Below are 14,475 nucleotides of genomic sequence, written 5' to 3' on the forward strand. Positions count from 1 at the left end.
AGATGGTCGTTTGAGCAAAAATAACTGAAAATTGCTAAACAGGCTCTGCGGGGGGAGAACAAAGAAAAAACGCGGCCAGAGGGCCGCGTTATCGTAAGCTGACTTATTTCGCTGTCATCAGAACTGATAAACCAGACCGACAGCAACCACGTCGTCGGTATTAATTCCGGCCGATTTGGTGAAGTCGTTTTCATCCAACAGGTTGATTTTATAATCCACATAGGTGGACATGTTTTTGTTAAGGTAATAGGTTGCGCCCAAGTCAACAAACTTGACCAGGTTTTCACTACCGTAAGTATTGCCGTTGGCAGCTTGCCCGAGGTTCTTGCCGTTGGTTTGGTTATAGCCCACAAATGGGCGCAGGCCGAAATCAAACAGATAATGTGCATAAGCCTCAAAACTTTGCGCTTTATTGGCGTAGCCATAAGCCTCACTGTCTGAACTGCCGAAGCGCGCTGCATTATAGGACTGGGTAAACATAACGGCCACATAGGTATTGCTGTCGTCATATTTCAGGCCGCCTGAATAACCTTCTGCATGGTCGCCACGCCCCATGATGCCGCTATATGCGCCACCGCCATTTTGCTCGCTGGTACGTTTGGAATTAAAGAAGGCACCCGCGGCACTAATGCCGTAGCCAATATCATAGTTCACCGACATACCATAACCATCACCGTTCTGACCCAGAACGTCGCGACCATTATTAGTTTCTTCCGCACTGCCGTTTTTACCCTGGTATTGCACAGCAAAATGCAGGCCATCGAACAGGCCAAAGAAGTCATTGTTACGATAGGTTGCCAGACCGTTTGAGCGTTGGAACATGAACTGGTCGGCCCCATAGGTGGAACCGTCAAATTCTGGCTGCATGTCGGTATAAGCCGCCACGTCATACAGGACACCATTGTTACGGCCATAGTCGAAGGAGCCATAATCAACAGCTTTCAACCCTGCGAAACCATAACGGGTGAAGGCATTGTTTTCGCTTTCCGGGGTGTTGACGTTGACCTGGTATTCCCACGTGCCATAGCCAGTGAGCCGATCGTTAATCTGCGTTTCACCACGCAAACCCATACGTATATAGGACTGGTCGCCATCAACGCTATTGTTATCAGAGAAATAGTGCAGGCCATCAACTAAACCGTACAAATCCAGTTTATTACCGTCTTTGTTGTAGATTTCAGCGGCGCCTGCGTTGCCAACCATCAGCAAAGCAGGCACCATCAGAGAGAGTACTCGAAGTTTCATCGTGATTATCCTCTATTATTATGTCGTGCTATAGCCACTGCTGTTACGAGCATGATTAGCTCGTGGGTCTATTACCGTTTTGATGGCGGTAATGATATTAATTTATACCGCCATGACCTGAATGCAAGGTCGGGTGATTATTTTTTGACCACGAGTGAGTGTCTAAGACCGGGCTAAACTGGCGTAATGGATAAAAGAGGGTTATGTCAGGATAAAAAACATAATTGATGCAACAGGTTGGAATTTTGACAATTCATTGCCCATGCACCAATTAATAAAGCTAAACGCTCACATTGACTTTATATGAGTTTATGCTACCCACTCCATGAGTGTAATAAAAAGATTTCAAAACATTGCCAATCATTTCTTTAATAAAGAGATAAAATGAAATATCTGAGTTCCGTACCTTTCTCAACTACAAAACAAGTGTCATAAATCTGCTGTTTGGATCAGGCTGGTACGCTGCAAACGGTTCGCAATCCACAAAGCCATGCTTGCGGTAAAGCTGATGACAGGCAGCAAATCCCGGTTGTGTCCCCGTTTCCAAGCTGAGCCGCGAAATGCCCCGTGCACGCGCGACTTGCAGGATGTGCAGCAAGAATTGATTCGCTACGCCACGACGTAAAAACGCCTCCGCCGTGCGCATTGATTTCAGCTCGCCATGCTTTGCATCCAACATTTTCAACGCGCCAATCCCGGCTAATTGATCCCCTTCCCATGCAGACCAAAATGTCACGGCAGGGTCACGAAGTTTTTGTACGTTTAACGCATGGCTGCTCTCTGGTGGGGATTGCTCCAGCATGCCAGAAATATGATAAGCCACTAATGTTTGCACGGCATGGTGGGTAAGATCGTCAATTTTAATGGTGAACATACTCGTTTCCAAAGGTTGGTTTTAATTGTTTGCACTATTAAACCGAGCGACCGATTATTCGTCCAATATCGATTTCTTATGGCGGCAACAACGCCGCCAGGCTAGATGATTGACGTAAGTGTCAGGCAGATAGTTAATTCGGTAAGGCACACCGGGGCCGCATTTTTTCACTTTCCGGCGGTGGTTCATACCATCACTTGATTTCCGTCAACAAGACCTTATCGCCACTCTGTTGTTATTGGGAAACCGAAGCTTTAAATCATTAGGGACTTATGAACGCTATCGCTTGCAAGGCAGTACTGTTTGACCTGGACGGCACCCTGGTGGATTCAGGAGCCTGTATAGAGACATTGTGGGCTGAATGGGCCAACCGGCATCATCTGGATGTGGACTATGTCCTAGCCAATATTCACGGGCGCACCATCGAGGAAACGCTGCGGATCGTCTCCCCTTACTTTGACAATCCACAGTGCGTTGATGAAGTCAAAACGCTCGCCATCGAGGCTCTCAGCCAGGTTGGCGCCATTACCGGTGCCGTTGAGCTGGTACGCCAGTTGCCGCCGCAATGTTGGGCAATTGTCACCTCCGGCGCCAAGAAAGTGTCGATGCAAAGCATGATCAGCGCAGGCATCCCACGGCCGCACATGATGATCACTTCGGAGTATATCGTGCACGGCAAACCCCATCCAGAACCCTATCTGATGGCGGCAGCCGGATTTGGCCTGCCGGTGCAGAAATGCGTGATTTTTGAGGATGCGATTTCTGGCGTGAACTCCGCCCTTGCCGCCGGTGGGCAAGTCATCGTCATTGGTAACGGCGTGCCGATTTCCTCCCCGCAAATCAAGGCCACCGTGGCCGACCTGAGTAGTTTCAAAGCCGAGTTTATCGACGGCATCATCCATTTATCCTGGTAATTACCACACGCTCGCGGACACACTATGCATCTAGATGGGCACACTTGCTGTGCCCGCTAATAATCACACCATTAACTTCTTTTTAACCTCCCTACGATGCGTTATGCTCAAAAATCCGACGTGGTGATTTTTGAAACGGGATTTCTGTTATGCATGCGTATTTACCGTGCTCCAGCCGGAGCCGTCCATGAGTTGGTTCTCCCGCGCTAGCGCGCTCCCCCTGCTGGTTGCCGGGGCATTCTTTATGGAGAACCTGGACGGCACGGTGATCGTTACCGCGATGCCGCAAATGGCGGCGGCCTTTGGCGTACAGCCGGTAGATATGAACATCGGGGTTTCGGCCTATATTCTTACCCTGACGGTGTTTATCCCCGCCAGCGGCTGGATCGCCAACCGCTTTGGTGCCCGCAATATTTTCACCGCCGCCATCGTTATTTTTACCCTGGCCTCGGTGCTATGCGCCCTCAGTACCACCTTGCCGCAGTTTACCGCGGCTCGTATCCTGCAAGGCTTTGGCGGTGCGCTGATGGTGCCGGTTGGCCGCCTGGTGGTGCTACGTAATACCGCCAAACCCGATCTGATCAACGCCATTGCCACTATCACCTGGCCGGGGTTAGCCGCCCCGGTCCTGGGGCCTCCGGTTGGCGGTTTCATCACCACCTACGCTTCCTGGCACTGGATTTTTATCCTCAACGTGCCGCTTGGCCTGTTGGCCCTGTTCTTCGCCTGGCGTTTGATCCCTCATGAACCCGCGCAGAAAGGCGTTCCCTTTGATGGATTAGGTTTTGCACTCACCGGAGTCGCCTGCTTTGGGCTGATGTTTGGGCTGGATCTGATCAACAGTCCGCAACTTTCCTGGCTGGTGCCTCTGTTATGTCTGGCTGGTAGCTTGGCGCTGGGAAGCCTGGCGATACGTCATGCCAAACGCCACGCCTATCCCTTAATGGATCTCTGGGCGATGCGGATAAAAAGTTACGCTGTCACCATTAAGGGCGGCACTCTCTTTCGCATCGCCATCGGTGCCGTGCCGTTCCTGCTGCCCTTGCTGTTCCAAATCGGCTTTGGGCTGAATGCCTTCGATGCGGGGTTGCTGGTACTGGCAGTGTTTGCCGGTAATCTGGTGATGAAGCCATTCACCTCACCCATCCTCTACCGGTTCCGCTTTCGTACCACGCTGGTGGTCAACGGCTTACTCAATGCCGCCACCATTTTTGCTTGCGCGCTGCTGACCCCGCAGACCCCCACCTGGCTGATCCTGGCGCTGCTGTTTGTCAGTGGTTTGACACGTTCGATGCAGTTCACCGCACTGAATACGCTGGCGTTTTCCGAAGTGCCGCAACCACGCATGAGCGGTGCCAACACGCTGTTCAATATGGCCCAGCAGATGGGTAGCGGTCTGGGTATCGCCATCGGCGCGCTGGCACTGCGGTTGGCGGAGATGCTGATGCCACAGCAACAGGGCGTGGTGTCGCTGGCCGACTTCCAATTGGCCTTTATCGTGATTGGCGTGATCGCCCTGGTGGCGGTGCTAGATAGCTTTACGCTGGGCGCAGAGGCGGGCAATGAAATTCGCCAGAGGAAAAGCGCCTCTACGTCTGAAAAATCTATGGCAACCAAAGTAAGGAGTTAAACGATGCAATACCGTCAACTTGGCCGGTCCGGCCTTAAAGTTTCGGCACTAAGTTTAGGTACCATGACCTTTGGAGGACAAGGCAAGTTCGCCAAAACCGGCGCGACAGACGTTAACGAGGCGCGCAATCAAATCGCCATGTGCATTGACGCCGGGATCAACCTGTTCGATACCGCCGATGTGTATTCAGGAGGCCAATCGGAGGAGATCCTCGGCCAGGCATTGGGCAGTAAACGCCACGAAGTGCTGGTAGCCAGCAAGGCCCGTTTCCCCATGGGCAGCGGCCCTAACGATGCCGGTCTGTCACGCCACCACCTAATCCGCGCCTGCGAAGCCAGCCTGAAACGCCTGAATACCGACTATCTCGATCTCTATCAGCTACACGAGTGGGACGGCATCACCCCGGTAGAGGAAACGCTGCGGGCGCTGGAGGATCTGGTGAGCAGCGGCAAGGTGCGCTACACTGGTTTGTCCAACTTCTCCGGTTGGCACCTGATGAAACACCTGGGCAGCGCCGAACAACTGGGATTGGTGCGCCCGGTCAGCCAACAGATCCATTACAGCCTGCAGGCGCGCGAAGCGGAATATGAACTGCTGCCTGTTGCTCAGGATCAAGGGCTTGGGGTATTGGTCTGGAGCCCATTGGCCGGTGGCCTGCTCTCGGGCAAATACCGCCGTAATCAACCCACACCGGAAGGCACGCGCCATCTGGCCAACTGGGGTGAGCCGCCGGTGCGTGATCAAGATGCGCTGTTTGATATTGTCGAAGTGCTGGTGGATATCGCCCACTCCCGTGGTATCTCTGCGGCACAAATCGCGCTGGCCTGGCTGTTGGCCCGCCCAACGATAACCTCGGTGGTCATAGGAGCCCGGAACGCGGAACAGCTCAAAGATAACCTGCACGCCGCCAACCTGATCCTCAACGAAGAAGAGCTGCAGCGCTTGGAAGAAGTGAGCCGTCCGCCGCTGATTTATCCGTACTGGCACCAGGCTTCAACCGCGCCAGATCGTCTCTCTGCGGCCGACCTTTTGCTCCTCGCACCTCACCTGGTAAAAAAATAAGTCGCATCTGCCGCTAATCAACGTAATATCGATGATCCGCCCCGTTTTAACGGGAGCGGATTTTTGCCGTTTTAGGCCTGAAAAGCGAGGTAATAATAATGATGCACAGTGACCTTACTCAGTGCCGTGTGAATACCGATCGGTTGTTGATTGCCCCCTTTACCGCAGCAGACGCCGATGATGTTTACCAGGCGATCACCCCTACGCTAACGCGTTTTATGACCTTTGAACCAGAAGAGTCTCCCGAGGCGTTTGCCAACGTCTGGGAAGGCTGGCTGCCGTTGATCCGCGAAGGAGAAGAAGTCATCTTTGTGGCACGGCTGCGTGACAGCAAGCAATTCGTTGGCTTGGGTGGCGTGCATAATCTGCACAACCAGACACCTGAACTAGGCATCTGGGTGAAAGAAAGTCTGCATGGCCTGGGTTATGGGCGCGAAATCGTGCATGCCATGGCTACCTGGGCCAGCGAACGCTACCACCCGCCGTATTTCATTTACCCGGTCGCCGAGCAGAACACGCCAAGCCGCCGCATTGCTGAATCGCTGGGTGGCACCGTGCAGGGCCGCCGCGAGAATATCAAATACGACTGTGTGGTTTACCACGTGCCGGCCATCACCGGTTAAAATTGCAGGGTTAACGCAACCGCGTTAGAGTGGATGCAGGCTAAAAACAGTTAAGGAACAGCAGCATGATTATTTTTGTCACGGGCGCTACCTCCGGTTTTGGTGAAGCAATTGCCCGCAAATTTGTCGGTGAAGGCCATCAGGTGATTGCCACTGGCCGCCGTGTGGAGCGCCTGGAGGCGCTGCAGGCAGAATTAGGTGAGGCACTGCATATCGTGCGTTTGGATGTCCGCAACCGTGCGGCGATCCAGCAGGCCATCGAAGAGTTACCCGCAGCGCTGCGCAACGTCGACGTGCTGGTGAATAACGCCGGTCTGGCGTTAGGCCTGGAGCCTGCGCACAAGGCTAATGCGGACGATTGGGAAACCATGATCGATACCAACACCAAAGGGTTGGTCAACATGACCCGCGCGCTGCTGCCAGCCATGGTGGAACGTAACATTGGCCATGTGATCAATATCGGCTCCACCGCCGCCAACTGGCCTTATGCCGGTGGTAACGTTTACGGCGCAACCAAGGCCTTCGTTAAACAGTTCAGCCTGGGTCTGCGCGCCGATCTGCACGGCACTCATATCCGCGTTACCGATATTGAGCCAGGCATGGTTGGTGGCACCGAGTTCTCCAACGTGCGTTTCAAAGGGGATGACGGCAAGGTAGATAAAACCTATCAAGGGGTAGATGCCCTGACGCCGGATGATGTTGCCGAAGCGGTATTCTGGGTGGCAACGCTGCCTTCCCGCGTCAATATAAATACCTTGGAAATGATGCCGGTCAGCCAGTCCTTTGCCGGGTTGAGCATTCATCGCGGTTAATGGTCTTACTCTGTGGCAGGGCATCAGCCCTGCCATTCAAGCGGGCGCAGCATGCGGCGCCCCTACGCAGTGCGCCAGCCGGAAACGATAATCAGCATCCCCAGCAGTGCCACCCCAGCACCCAACCAATCCATAGTCGACAACTTCACACCATCTACCACTCGTAGCCAAAGCAGCGCCGTTGCCACATAGACGCCGCCATAGGCAGCATAGACTCTCCCACTGGCCGAAGGATGCAGCGTCAACAACCAGACAAACAGCATCAGGCTGAGGGCCGCAGGCAGCAACAGCCAGGCGCTGGCGTTTTTCTTTAGCCACAGATAAGGCAAGAAACAGCCAATGATTTCGGCCAGCGCGGTGGCAAAAAACAATAAAGTGGTTTTTAACATTACCGCTATTCTCTCAGTAAATTAAACGAACAAGGCGATGCGCTGGTGCAATATAACAGCACGGTGATATATTTAACCTATGCTACAGCCAGTGTTGCTGGTGGATGCAACACTCACTTATAAGGATGAAACGATGAAATTACTTTCCCTTCCGCGCCTGATGTTACCGGTTGCCATGTTATTGCTGGCCGGTGCCTGGCAAGCTCCTGCCTTCGCTGCCTCTTGCACCCAAGGCAGCACCTGCGTCACGGTTGACGGCAGCGGCGGCGCAGCCATGAGCAACGAACAGGCTCGCCAAAGCAAAGAGCAGTGGAACGAAACCAAGTCGCTGCGCAGTAAGGTCAATACCCGTGTCGAGAAGGAGTTTGACAAGGTTGACCGTGCTATTGATGACGAAGATCGTTGTGATAACAGCTACAACGTCAATGCCTATTGGGAATCGTCAACCCGTAAGTGTCTGGATCGCACCACTGGCCGTCCAGTCACGCAGTAATAGCGAGCAAGGGTAAACTATTCAACCTGATGCTGCTATCCTGACAAAGAACATTCGTCTCAAATAAGGATCCAATGATGAAAAAAGCGCTTGTAGTAGGTGTACTGCTGTTAGCCACCGCGCCGCTGGCCGCTTTTGCCTCATGTGAGAGCATAAAGGCGGATATTGCCCAGAAGATTGTCAATAACGGCGTACCGGAATCCGGCTTCAAGCTGGAGATCGTGCCTAACGATCAGGCGAACCTTGCCGGTGGACAGGTGGTCGGCCATTGTGGTCAAGACACGCAGAAAATCGTGTATACCCGCCTGATTAACGGCGACGACAGTGGCGACGCGGCGCAAACTGGCACCAGCCAGGATACCCAAGCCCCGCAGTAACCGGCTCCAGGGCGCAGTTCGTTACTGCGCCCCTCTTCTTTATTAAGCCTGTTTAACCTCTTCACCTTCGCCCTGTGGCCGATGACGCGCCGGGATCAGCATAGCCGCCCCCAAGGCAAACAGCGATATCAACGCCGAGACCAGGAATACCCAATGCATTGAGGCGGCGACATGCCCAATGAGATCCGCCAGCGCCTCTGGCCGCATGGTGTTGCGAACCTCTGGCTCCATCAACTGCTGCACCGGATCAACCGTGTGTGGCAGGCGCAGATGCAGGTTGATATTCAACGTGGCCCCCAGAATGGCGGTGCCGATTGCCGAGCCGACCATCCTGGTGAATACCGTGCAGGCGGTTGCGATACCGCGAATACTGTAATGTGCCGCATTCTGTACCGAGACCAGGAAGGTGGTATTGCACAACCCCATACCGACCCCGATGATAAACGCCGCAACCCGCCCCCACAGTAACCCACCCGAAGGCTGTAGCAGCAGCAGGATAAAGCCACCTGCCGCCAACAGCAGCGCGCCAAGCAGAGCTGTGGTGCGATAAGAAGTCAGCAACATCAAACGCCCGCTCAGCATACTGGCCAGCGGCCAGCCAATCGACATCAAGGCTAATGTGGTTCCGGCTTCCAGCGGAGTTCCGCCCTTCACGCCTTGGATAAAGGTTGGCAGGAAGGCGCTGATGCCCATCATGGCAGCACCGATCACCACTCCGCCAATATTGCCGGCCACAATTACGCGATTTTGCCACAGGGCCAGTGGGAACAACGGTTCAGGAGCACGGCGCTCCTGACGAATTAACAGGTTAAGCGCCACTAACGCCAACGCCAGCAACGGTATGACCCACCATCCCAGCATTTCCGCCTGCAAGAGTGAAAGCAGCAATGCAGCGACAAAGATCGTCAGCCAAGCCGTTCCCGCCAGATCCAGCGCATGTTTGCGCCCCTGTTTGAGGTCAGGCAAGTAGCGCCCCAGGAAATACATCGCCAGCAGGCCAATGGGCAGGTTGACCCAGAATACCAAAGCCCAAGACGTGTGCTGCACGATAAACGCGCCCAGTAGCGGGCCAAGAATGGCCGAAACACCCCAGACGCTAGAAAGATACCCCATCACTTTTGGCCGTTCGGTGGCGCTGTAAATATCACCGATCACGGTGGTAGCGATCGGCATGATCGCCCCGGCGCCCAGCCCTTGCAGCAGGCGGAAGGCAATCAGCCAATACATATTCGATGAGAAACCGCACAGGACCGACCCCAACAGGAACAGCGTGGCACCAAAGAAAAAGATCGGTTTCCGGCCGTATAAATCTGCCAAACGCCCGTAGATCGGGATGGTAATGGCCTGTGCCAGCAAATAGACCGAAAACACCCAGCCCAGCAACGAAAAACCACCCAGATCGCCAATAATCGTCGGCATCGCGGTGGCAACAATGGTCGCTTCAATGGCAGACATGAACATTGCCAGCATGCAGGCAATCAGGATCAACGGCCGATGGGCTACTTGGGCAGTGCTCGAAGAAGTGTTAGTGGTCATCAGTTTACCCTGTGTCCCTATGTCTTTTATTTTCCCCGGATTATAACAGCCAAGGCATATTCTGTAGTTTGTCTGGGGATGTTGTGCACCAAAATCCCGCAACAACGCACTAATCGAACAAATTGTGACAACGTCACCTATAAATAGTCACCTAATTGAATAATAAGGTATTTCTTAGAAATGGCCTGAGAGCCTCGCCATGCCTGCTTCATCGTTAAAACCTATCCGAACGATAGCGTACACCAATGATGGTGATTGATTTTAATCAAGTTGCCAACCGCCCCAGCCCGTGACAATCCGATTGCCCCTTTTATTACCTCTTTATATGTAGGGTTTTTTGGCAGTCAACTCAATGGAGCGAGAACATGATTAAAAAAATTATTCTGGGATGTGCCGTTACCGCCGTCGTCGGCTATTTGGGGACCGTCGGCTATGTCTACCATTACGATCAACAGCGTAACCCCGTCGTTGCCAGCAATCAAATCGATACCCTGTTAACCCGCAATGGCTGCGACTATTGCCACTCCAACTCGGCTCAGCTTCCCTTCTATGCCGAGTTGCCGATCGCCAAACAAATTATGGCGCAGGATATCCTCAGTGGAAATCAGCATTTTAACCTCGATGCTACCCGCACTGCTCTGCAACAAAAAACCGCGGTACCTGAAGTCGATCTGGCCAAGCTGGAAGCCGTGCTGCAAAACCAGGAGATGCCACCGCCACTGTATAAGATGGTCCACTGGGCCGGAAACGTCAGCGACGGCGATCGTAATGAACTACTGAGCTGGGTCCGTCAACAACGCGAACAGTTCTACACTTTGCCAGAAACGCCAGCCGAACTACGTGGTGCCGCCTTACAGCCGGTGCCATCCTCGCTACCTACCGATCCTCAAAAAGTGGCGCTGGGCTTCCGGTTGTTCCACGATCCGCGCCTATCGAAAGATAACAGCATCTCATGTGCCCACTGCCATAAGCTGGGCGAAGGTGGCGTGGACGGTCGCGTCTCATCGTTGGGGGTTGGCGATCAGGTTGGGCCAATCAACGCACCGACGGTGTTTAATGCGGCCTTCAATATGGCGCAGTTCTGGGATGGTCGAGCGGCAGATTTACAGGCCCAGGCTGGTGGCCCGCCGATGAACCCGATCGAGATGGCCTCCGAATCCTGGGATGAAATCATCGCTAAACTGGATCAGGACGCCTTGCTGAAGGCCGATTTCCGGCGCGTCTATGCGAACGGCTTCACCGGCGATAACATTACCGACGCCATTGCCGAGTTCGAAAAGACGCTGATCACGCCAGATAGCCCGTTTGACCGTTACCTGAAAGGCGATAGCAACGCCCTGACCGCGCAGCAAAAACACGGCTATCAACTGTTCCAGCAAAACAAATGTGGCACCTGCCATACCGGGGTCAACCTTGGGGGCCAATCCTATGAGGTAATGGGGCTGAAAGCAGATTACTTTACCGCTCGCGGTAACCCCACCGAAGCCGACCTTGGACGTTACAATGTCACTAAAAATGATAGCGATCGTCATCGCTTCAAAACCCCGACGTTACGAAACATCGCCCAAACCGCCCCTTACTTCCACGACGGCAGCGTGACTTCGCTGCATCAGGCGGTCAAGGATATGCTGACCTATCAGGTCGGCGTTACCCTACCAGAAAGCGATATCAAGGATCTGGTCGCGCTGCTGGAAGGCATGAGCGGTAAATATCAGCCTGCCACGCCCCCGGGCGGTTGATACGGTAGCCACAACGCCAGGGTTCTGATAAAGATTCTCTGGTTTTCAGGTGGGTAGACAAGCACAATGCCCACCTGAACCTCTTATTCTTCATCATCTGCCGACATATGAATCAATTGGTCCCTCTGCACCACTATCGCGCCCTGCTGCGCCATCTGTTTATTGCCGTCCTGCTCGGCATTTGTGCTGCGCTGGCCGTGTGGTTATTTCACCGTGCCATGTTCGGGCTTGAATGGTTGTTGCTGGATCACGATGAAGGCAGTTTGGTGGCCGCTGCCGCTGCACTGCCCGGATGGCGGAGAGCGTTGACGCCAGCATTGGGTGGATTGGCCGCTGGCTTTTTGTTGTGGATCTACCAGCGTTACCAACATCAAAAACCCATCGCTCCAACAGATTATATGGAAGCGATTGAAGCCGGTGACGGTCGATTGGCCGTTAACGCCAGCCTGATAAAATGCCTGGCCTCGCTGTTGGTGGTTTCCAGCGGTAGCACCATTGGCCGCGAGGGGGCGATGATCCTGCTGGGGGCGTTGGTGGGTTCAGTATTTGCCCAGCGCTTTACCCCGGCGAAAGAATGGAAATTGTGGGTGGCTTGCGCTGCCGCAGCCGGGATGGCTAGCGCCTACCATGCCCCGTTGGCGGGTAGCCTGTTTATCGCGGAAATCCTGTTTGGTTCGCTGATGCTGGCCTCGCTTGGCCCAGTAGTGATCGCCGCCGTAAGCGCGCTGCTGATGACCAATCTGCTGAACGGTGGCCAGGCTCCGCTCTACATCGTGGAGCCGCTTGCTGCTCCCTGGCCGGTGCAGTATCTGTTAATGGCTTTGGTGGGCATACTGGCAGGAGTTTGTGGCCCGCTGTTTCTGTGGGCAATGGCGGCCAGCGGCCGGGCATTTCGCTCGCTCAACCTCATACCGCCATTACAGCTGGCGCTTGGCGGGCTGATCGTCGGGTTGCTTTCCTTGTTGTATCCCGAAGTCTGGGGAAATGGCTATAGCGTGGTGCAGTCTCTACTCTCGGCACCACCGGGGATGCTACTGGTCAGTGCGATCCTGATTTGCAAACTGTTAGCCCTGTTGGCCAGTAGTGGATCAGGCGCACCTGGTGGCGTGTTCACACCGACGTTATTCGTGGGGGCCGCATTGGGCTCGGTAGTGGGCCAGATGTTTGGCCTATGGCCAGAGTTGGGTACTGCAGTGCCCATTCTGCTGGCACTGACCGGTATGGCGACATTGCTGGCTGCCACCACACATGCGCCCATTATGGCGGCATTAATGGTGTTTGAGATGACCGGGGAATATACCCTGCTGCCAGGCATTCTGTTGGCTTGCGTTATCGCCACTACCATTGCTCGCGGGCTACGCCCACAGTCGGTTTATCACAATGCGTAACGGTCAACCAGCTGCGAAACGTCCAGATATTGTGCCAGCTCACGTTGTTCCGCACGCGGCAGATATGGGATCTCACCCAGCAATGGAGCCGGAATACGCTGCTGCATCGCATCGATAGTTTCTGCATAGTGGGCTAAACCGGGGTTGATTCGATTAGCCACCCAGCCCAGCAATGGTAAGCCATCGTTAATAATTGCCTGTGCGGTCAATAGCGCATGGCTGACACAGCCCAGTTTGATCCCGACCACCAGGATAACCGGCAGTTGTTCCTGTACCACCCACTCGGCATAAGGACGGAGATCGTTCATCAATACCCGCCAGCCGCCGCTACCCTCTACCACTACCGTGTCGGCCTTGGCGGCAAGATGATGCAAACCACGGCTCATCAGTCCGTAATCAATATCCTGAGTTGCATGGGCATGAAACACCTCATCCAGACAGGTGATCGGATTGATTTCGTCATAGGACAGCGGCAGTGAGGAAGAGGCCTGTAAAACTAAAGCGTCTCGATTGCGGATGCCTTCACTGGTTTCCTGGCAGCGTGCCGCAATGGGCTTATAACCCGCCACTGAGCGACCTTGCGCGGCGAAAGCCTGCAATAAACCGCGGGAAACCACTGTCTTACCTACGTCGGTATCCGTGCCTGTAACAAATAAACGCTTTAACATGAATAGATTGCCTTGAAATGCCTCGTTAACCTAAAAAATCGCCGTAAATCACGACGAGAGTCGTCCTACGGGAAAAGTCTAGGGGATGCAACTCAACGGGGGCTTGAGGTAGCTCAATCTTTTGGCGGTAAATAATAAGAAACACTGATAAGGGGTATCAAGGTCAATGGAACGAAAGCGTACCCAGTTTTTTGTGTCGCCAAATGCCTCGTATCGGCATGACTCGGGGTTCTAACTACCGTTGTTTTAATCGTCGTTGAACCTGACCCCTATTTTCTTTTTGTCCACCATAGCGGGAAGGTTTTCTGGATGAATAACTTTCCCGATGGGGGTATAGCGGTAGGAAGACTCAAATGATGCATAGAACAACACCAACGTTTGCGTACCGTACAACATGAGATCGCCTGCATGAATGGTCCCTGGCCGTACAGGGTTTGAAGGCAACTTATGAGGAAGGTCGGCAAATATCTCATTTCCATTCAACTCTTCCATGCCAAGTTGCAATGGTAAAGTATTAACAAATGGTTTAGCCGCTGGATTGTCGTGAAGTATGACCTCAAATTGTTGGTCATCAATGTTCATTTTAACCGTCATCGGGCTCTCCTTTAGGGACGGATTAATGTTCATGTCGGCATGACCTGCAAAGGTACAAGCCAGCAGCAGACCCGGTATTAAAGTGCTCTGATATTCCATACGGTAACCCAGAAAAGAGTAGCCACACCCAT

Annotated in this window: 15 protein-coding genes; 9 read left to right on the plus strand and 6 right to left on the minus strand. The window is 53.7% G+C overall.

The genetic code is table 11. The annotated features are described in order from the left end of the window. Nucleotides 1-117: 117 nt before the first annotated feature. Nucleotides 118-1,245, minus strand: coding sequence for a porin OmpC (gene ompC, locus ACMV5I_RS00870; RefSeq protein WP_121606783.1), 1,128 nt, complete (start codon nucleotides 1,243-1,245; stop codon nucleotides 118-120). A gap of 415 nt (nucleotides 1,246-1,660) precedes the next feature. Continuing rightward, on the minus strand, nucleotides 1,661-2,119 hold the full coding sequence (locus tag ACMV5I_RS00875) for a GNAT family N-acetyltransferase (RefSeq protein WP_284121577.1): 459 nt from the start codon (nucleotides 2,117-2,119) through the stop codon (nucleotides 1,661-1,663). A gap of 272 nt (nucleotides 2,120-2,391) precedes the next feature. Between ACMV5I_RS00875 and ACMV5I_RS00880 the strand changes: the two genes are divergently transcribed. The 5 genes from ACMV5I_RS00880 (at nucleotide 2,392) to ydfG (ending at nucleotide 7,160) form a co-directional block, all read left to right on the plus strand. Beyond that, nucleotides 2,392-3,033: an HAD-IA family hydrolase gene (locus ACMV5I_RS00880; protein ID WP_414823446.1), complete on the plus strand. Its 642-nt coding sequence runs from the start codon at nucleotides 2,392-2,394 to the stop codon at nucleotides 3,031-3,033. A gap of 187 nt (nucleotides 3,034-3,220) precedes the next feature. Beyond that, entirely contained in the window at nucleotides 3,221-4,663 is a 1,443-nt protein-coding gene (locus ACMV5I_RS00885) for an MFS transporter (protein ID WP_414823447.1), read from the plus strand. Between the two features lie 3 nt (nucleotides 4,664-4,666). Next, complete coding sequence (locus tag ACMV5I_RS00890; protein ID WP_414823448.1) at nucleotides 4,667-5,725, plus strand: aldo/keto reductase; 1,059 nt, start codon at nucleotides 4,667-4,669, stop codon at nucleotides 5,723-5,725. Between the two features lie 98 nt (nucleotides 5,726-5,823). Beyond that, entirely contained in the window at nucleotides 5,824-6,348 is a 525-nt protein-coding gene (locus ACMV5I_RS00895) for a GNAT family N-acetyltransferase (protein ID WP_414823449.1), read from the plus strand. Nucleotides 6,349-6,413: 65 nt separating this feature from the next. Then, the gene (gene ydfG / locus ACMV5I_RS00900) at nucleotides 6,414-7,160 is read left to right on the plus strand and encodes a bifunctional NADP-dependent 3-hydroxy acid dehydrogenase/3-hydroxypropionate dehydrogenase YdfG (protein ID WP_024486635.1); all 747 of its coding nucleotides are present in this window, start codon (nucleotides 6,414-6,416) and stop codon (nucleotides 7,158-7,160) included. A 62-nt stretch (nucleotides 7,161-7,222) separates the two neighbouring features. Here ydfG and ACMV5I_RS00905 read toward each other — a convergent pair whose 3' ends face one another. Beyond that, nucleotides 7,223-7,549 (minus strand): YnfA family protein, encoded by a 327-nt coding sequence (locus tag ACMV5I_RS00905; RefSeq protein ID WP_414823450.1) that lies wholly within the window; start codon nucleotides 7,547-7,549, stop codon nucleotides 7,223-7,225. 133 nt (nucleotides 7,550-7,682) lie between these two features. On the opposite strand from ACMV5I_RS00905, the gene ACMV5I_RS00910 reads away from it, so the two are divergent. Further along, on the plus strand, nucleotides 7,683-8,042 hold the full coding sequence (locus ACMV5I_RS00910) for a DUF1283 family protein (RefSeq protein ID WP_024486637.1): 360 nt from the start codon (nucleotides 7,683-7,685) through the stop codon (nucleotides 8,040-8,042). A 77-nt stretch (nucleotides 8,043-8,119) separates the two neighbouring features. Continuing rightward, nucleotides 8,120-8,419, plus strand: coding sequence for a DUF1161 domain-containing protein (locus ACMV5I_RS00915; RefSeq protein ID WP_021804475.1), 300 nt, complete (start codon nucleotides 8,120-8,122; stop codon nucleotides 8,417-8,419). A gap of 42 nt (nucleotides 8,420-8,461) precedes the next feature. Here the strand turns inward: ACMV5I_RS00915 and ACMV5I_RS00920 are convergent, their stop codons facing one another. Further along, nucleotides 8,462-9,955 carry an MDR family MFS transporter gene (locus ACMV5I_RS00920; RefSeq protein ID WP_121606778.1) on the minus strand — a complete coding sequence of 498 codons (1,494 nt, stop codon included), beginning with the start codon at nucleotides 9,953-9,955 and terminating at the stop codon, nucleotides 8,462-8,464. Nucleotides 9,956-10,323: 368 nt separating this feature from the next. On the opposite strand from ACMV5I_RS00920, the gene ACMV5I_RS00925 reads away from it, so the two are divergent. Together ACMV5I_RS00925 and clcB are read left to right on the plus strand one after the other, a co-directional pair. Next, the gene (locus ACMV5I_RS00925) at nucleotides 10,324-11,694 is read left to right on the plus strand and encodes a cytochrome-c peroxidase (RefSeq protein WP_414823703.1); all 1,371 of its coding nucleotides are present in this window, start codon (nucleotides 10,324-10,326) and stop codon (nucleotides 11,692-11,694) included. A gap of 107 nt (nucleotides 11,695-11,801) precedes the next feature. After that, the gene (gene clcB / locus ACMV5I_RS00930) at nucleotides 11,802-13,082 is read left to right on the plus strand and encodes a voltage-gated ClC-type chloride channel ClcB (protein WP_202673146.1); all 1,281 of its coding nucleotides are present in this window, start codon (nucleotides 11,802-11,804) and stop codon (nucleotides 13,080-13,082) included. Here the strand turns inward: clcB and bioD are convergent. After that, nucleotides 13,070-13,750, minus strand: a complete 681-nt coding sequence (bioD, locus tag ACMV5I_RS00935; protein WP_065686166.1) for a dethiobiotin synthase — start codon at nucleotides 13,748-13,750, stop codon at nucleotides 13,070-13,072. The genes clcB and bioD overlap by 13 nt on opposite strands. 246 nt (nucleotides 13,751-13,996) lie before the next feature. Beyond that, nucleotides 13,997-14,443, minus strand: a complete 447-nt coding sequence (locus tag ACMV5I_RS00940) for a cyclophilin-like fold protein (RefSeq protein WP_414823451.1) — start codon at nucleotides 14,441-14,443, stop codon at nucleotides 13,997-13,999. Nucleotides 14,444-14,475 lie beyond the last annotated feature (32 nt).

The organism is Serratia sp. T13T92 (genome assembly GCF_047530105.1).
GTDB classification, from domain to species: Bacteria; Pseudomonadota; Gammaproteobacteria; order Enterobacterales; family Enterobacteriaceae; genus Chania; species Chania fonticola.

What these genes read in the sequence shown, in the direction of transcription:
- ACMV5I_RS00905 (WP_414823450.1), bottom strand. Translation starts at nt 7,549, where the DNA reads ATGTTAAAAACCACTTTATTGTTTTTTGCCACCGCGCTGGCCGAAATC.
- ACMV5I_RS00895 (WP_414823449.1), top strand. Translation starts at nt 5,824, where the DNA reads ATGATGCACAGTGACCTTACTCAGTGCCGTGTGAATACCGATCGGTTG.
- bioD (WP_065686166.1), bottom strand. Translation starts at nt 13,750, where the DNA reads ATGTTAAAGCGTTTATTTGTTACAGGCACGGATACCGACGTAGGTAAG.
- ACMV5I_RS00915 (WP_021804475.1), top strand. Translation starts at nt 8,120, where the DNA reads ATGAAAAAAGCGCTTGTAGTAGGTGTACTGCTGTTAGCCACCGCGCCG.
- ACMV5I_RS00880 (WP_414823446.1), top strand. Translation starts at nt 2,392, where the DNA reads ATGAACGCTATCGCTTGCAAGGCAGTACTGTTTGACCTGGACGGCACC.
- ydfG (WP_024486635.1), top strand. Translation starts at nt 6,414, where the DNA reads ATGATTATTTTTGTCACGGGCGCTACCTCCGGTTTTGGTGAAGCAATT.
- ACMV5I_RS00920 (WP_121606778.1), bottom strand. Translation starts at nt 9,955, where the DNA reads ATGACCACTAACACTTCTTCGAGCACTGCCCAAGTAGCCCATCGGCCG.
- clcB (WP_202673146.1), top strand. Translation starts at nt 11,802, where the DNA reads ATGAATCAATTGGTCCCTCTGCACCACTATCGCGCCCTGCTGCGCCAT.
- ACMV5I_RS00885 (WP_414823447.1), top strand. Translation starts at nt 3,221, where the DNA reads ATGAGTTGGTTCTCCCGCGCTAGCGCGCTCCCCCTGCTGGTTGCCGGG.
- ACMV5I_RS00875 (WP_284121577.1), bottom strand. Translation starts at nt 2,119, where the DNA reads ATGTTCACCATTAAAATTGACGATCTTACCCACCATGCCGTGCAAACA.
- ACMV5I_RS00890 (WP_414823448.1), top strand. Translation starts at nt 4,667, where the DNA reads ATGCAATACCGTCAACTTGGCCGGTCCGGCCTTAAAGTTTCGGCACTA.
- ACMV5I_RS00940 (WP_414823451.1), bottom strand. Translation starts at nt 14,443, where the DNA reads ATGGAATATCAGAGCACTTTAATACCGGGTCTGCTGCTGGCTTGTACC.
- ACMV5I_RS00910 (WP_024486637.1), top strand. Translation starts at nt 7,683, where the DNA reads ATGAAATTACTTTCCCTTCCGCGCCTGATGTTACCGGTTGCCATGTTA.
- ompC (WP_121606783.1), bottom strand. Translation starts at nt 1,245, where the DNA reads ATGAAACTTCGAGTACTCTCTCTGATGGTGCCTGCTTTGCTGATGGTT.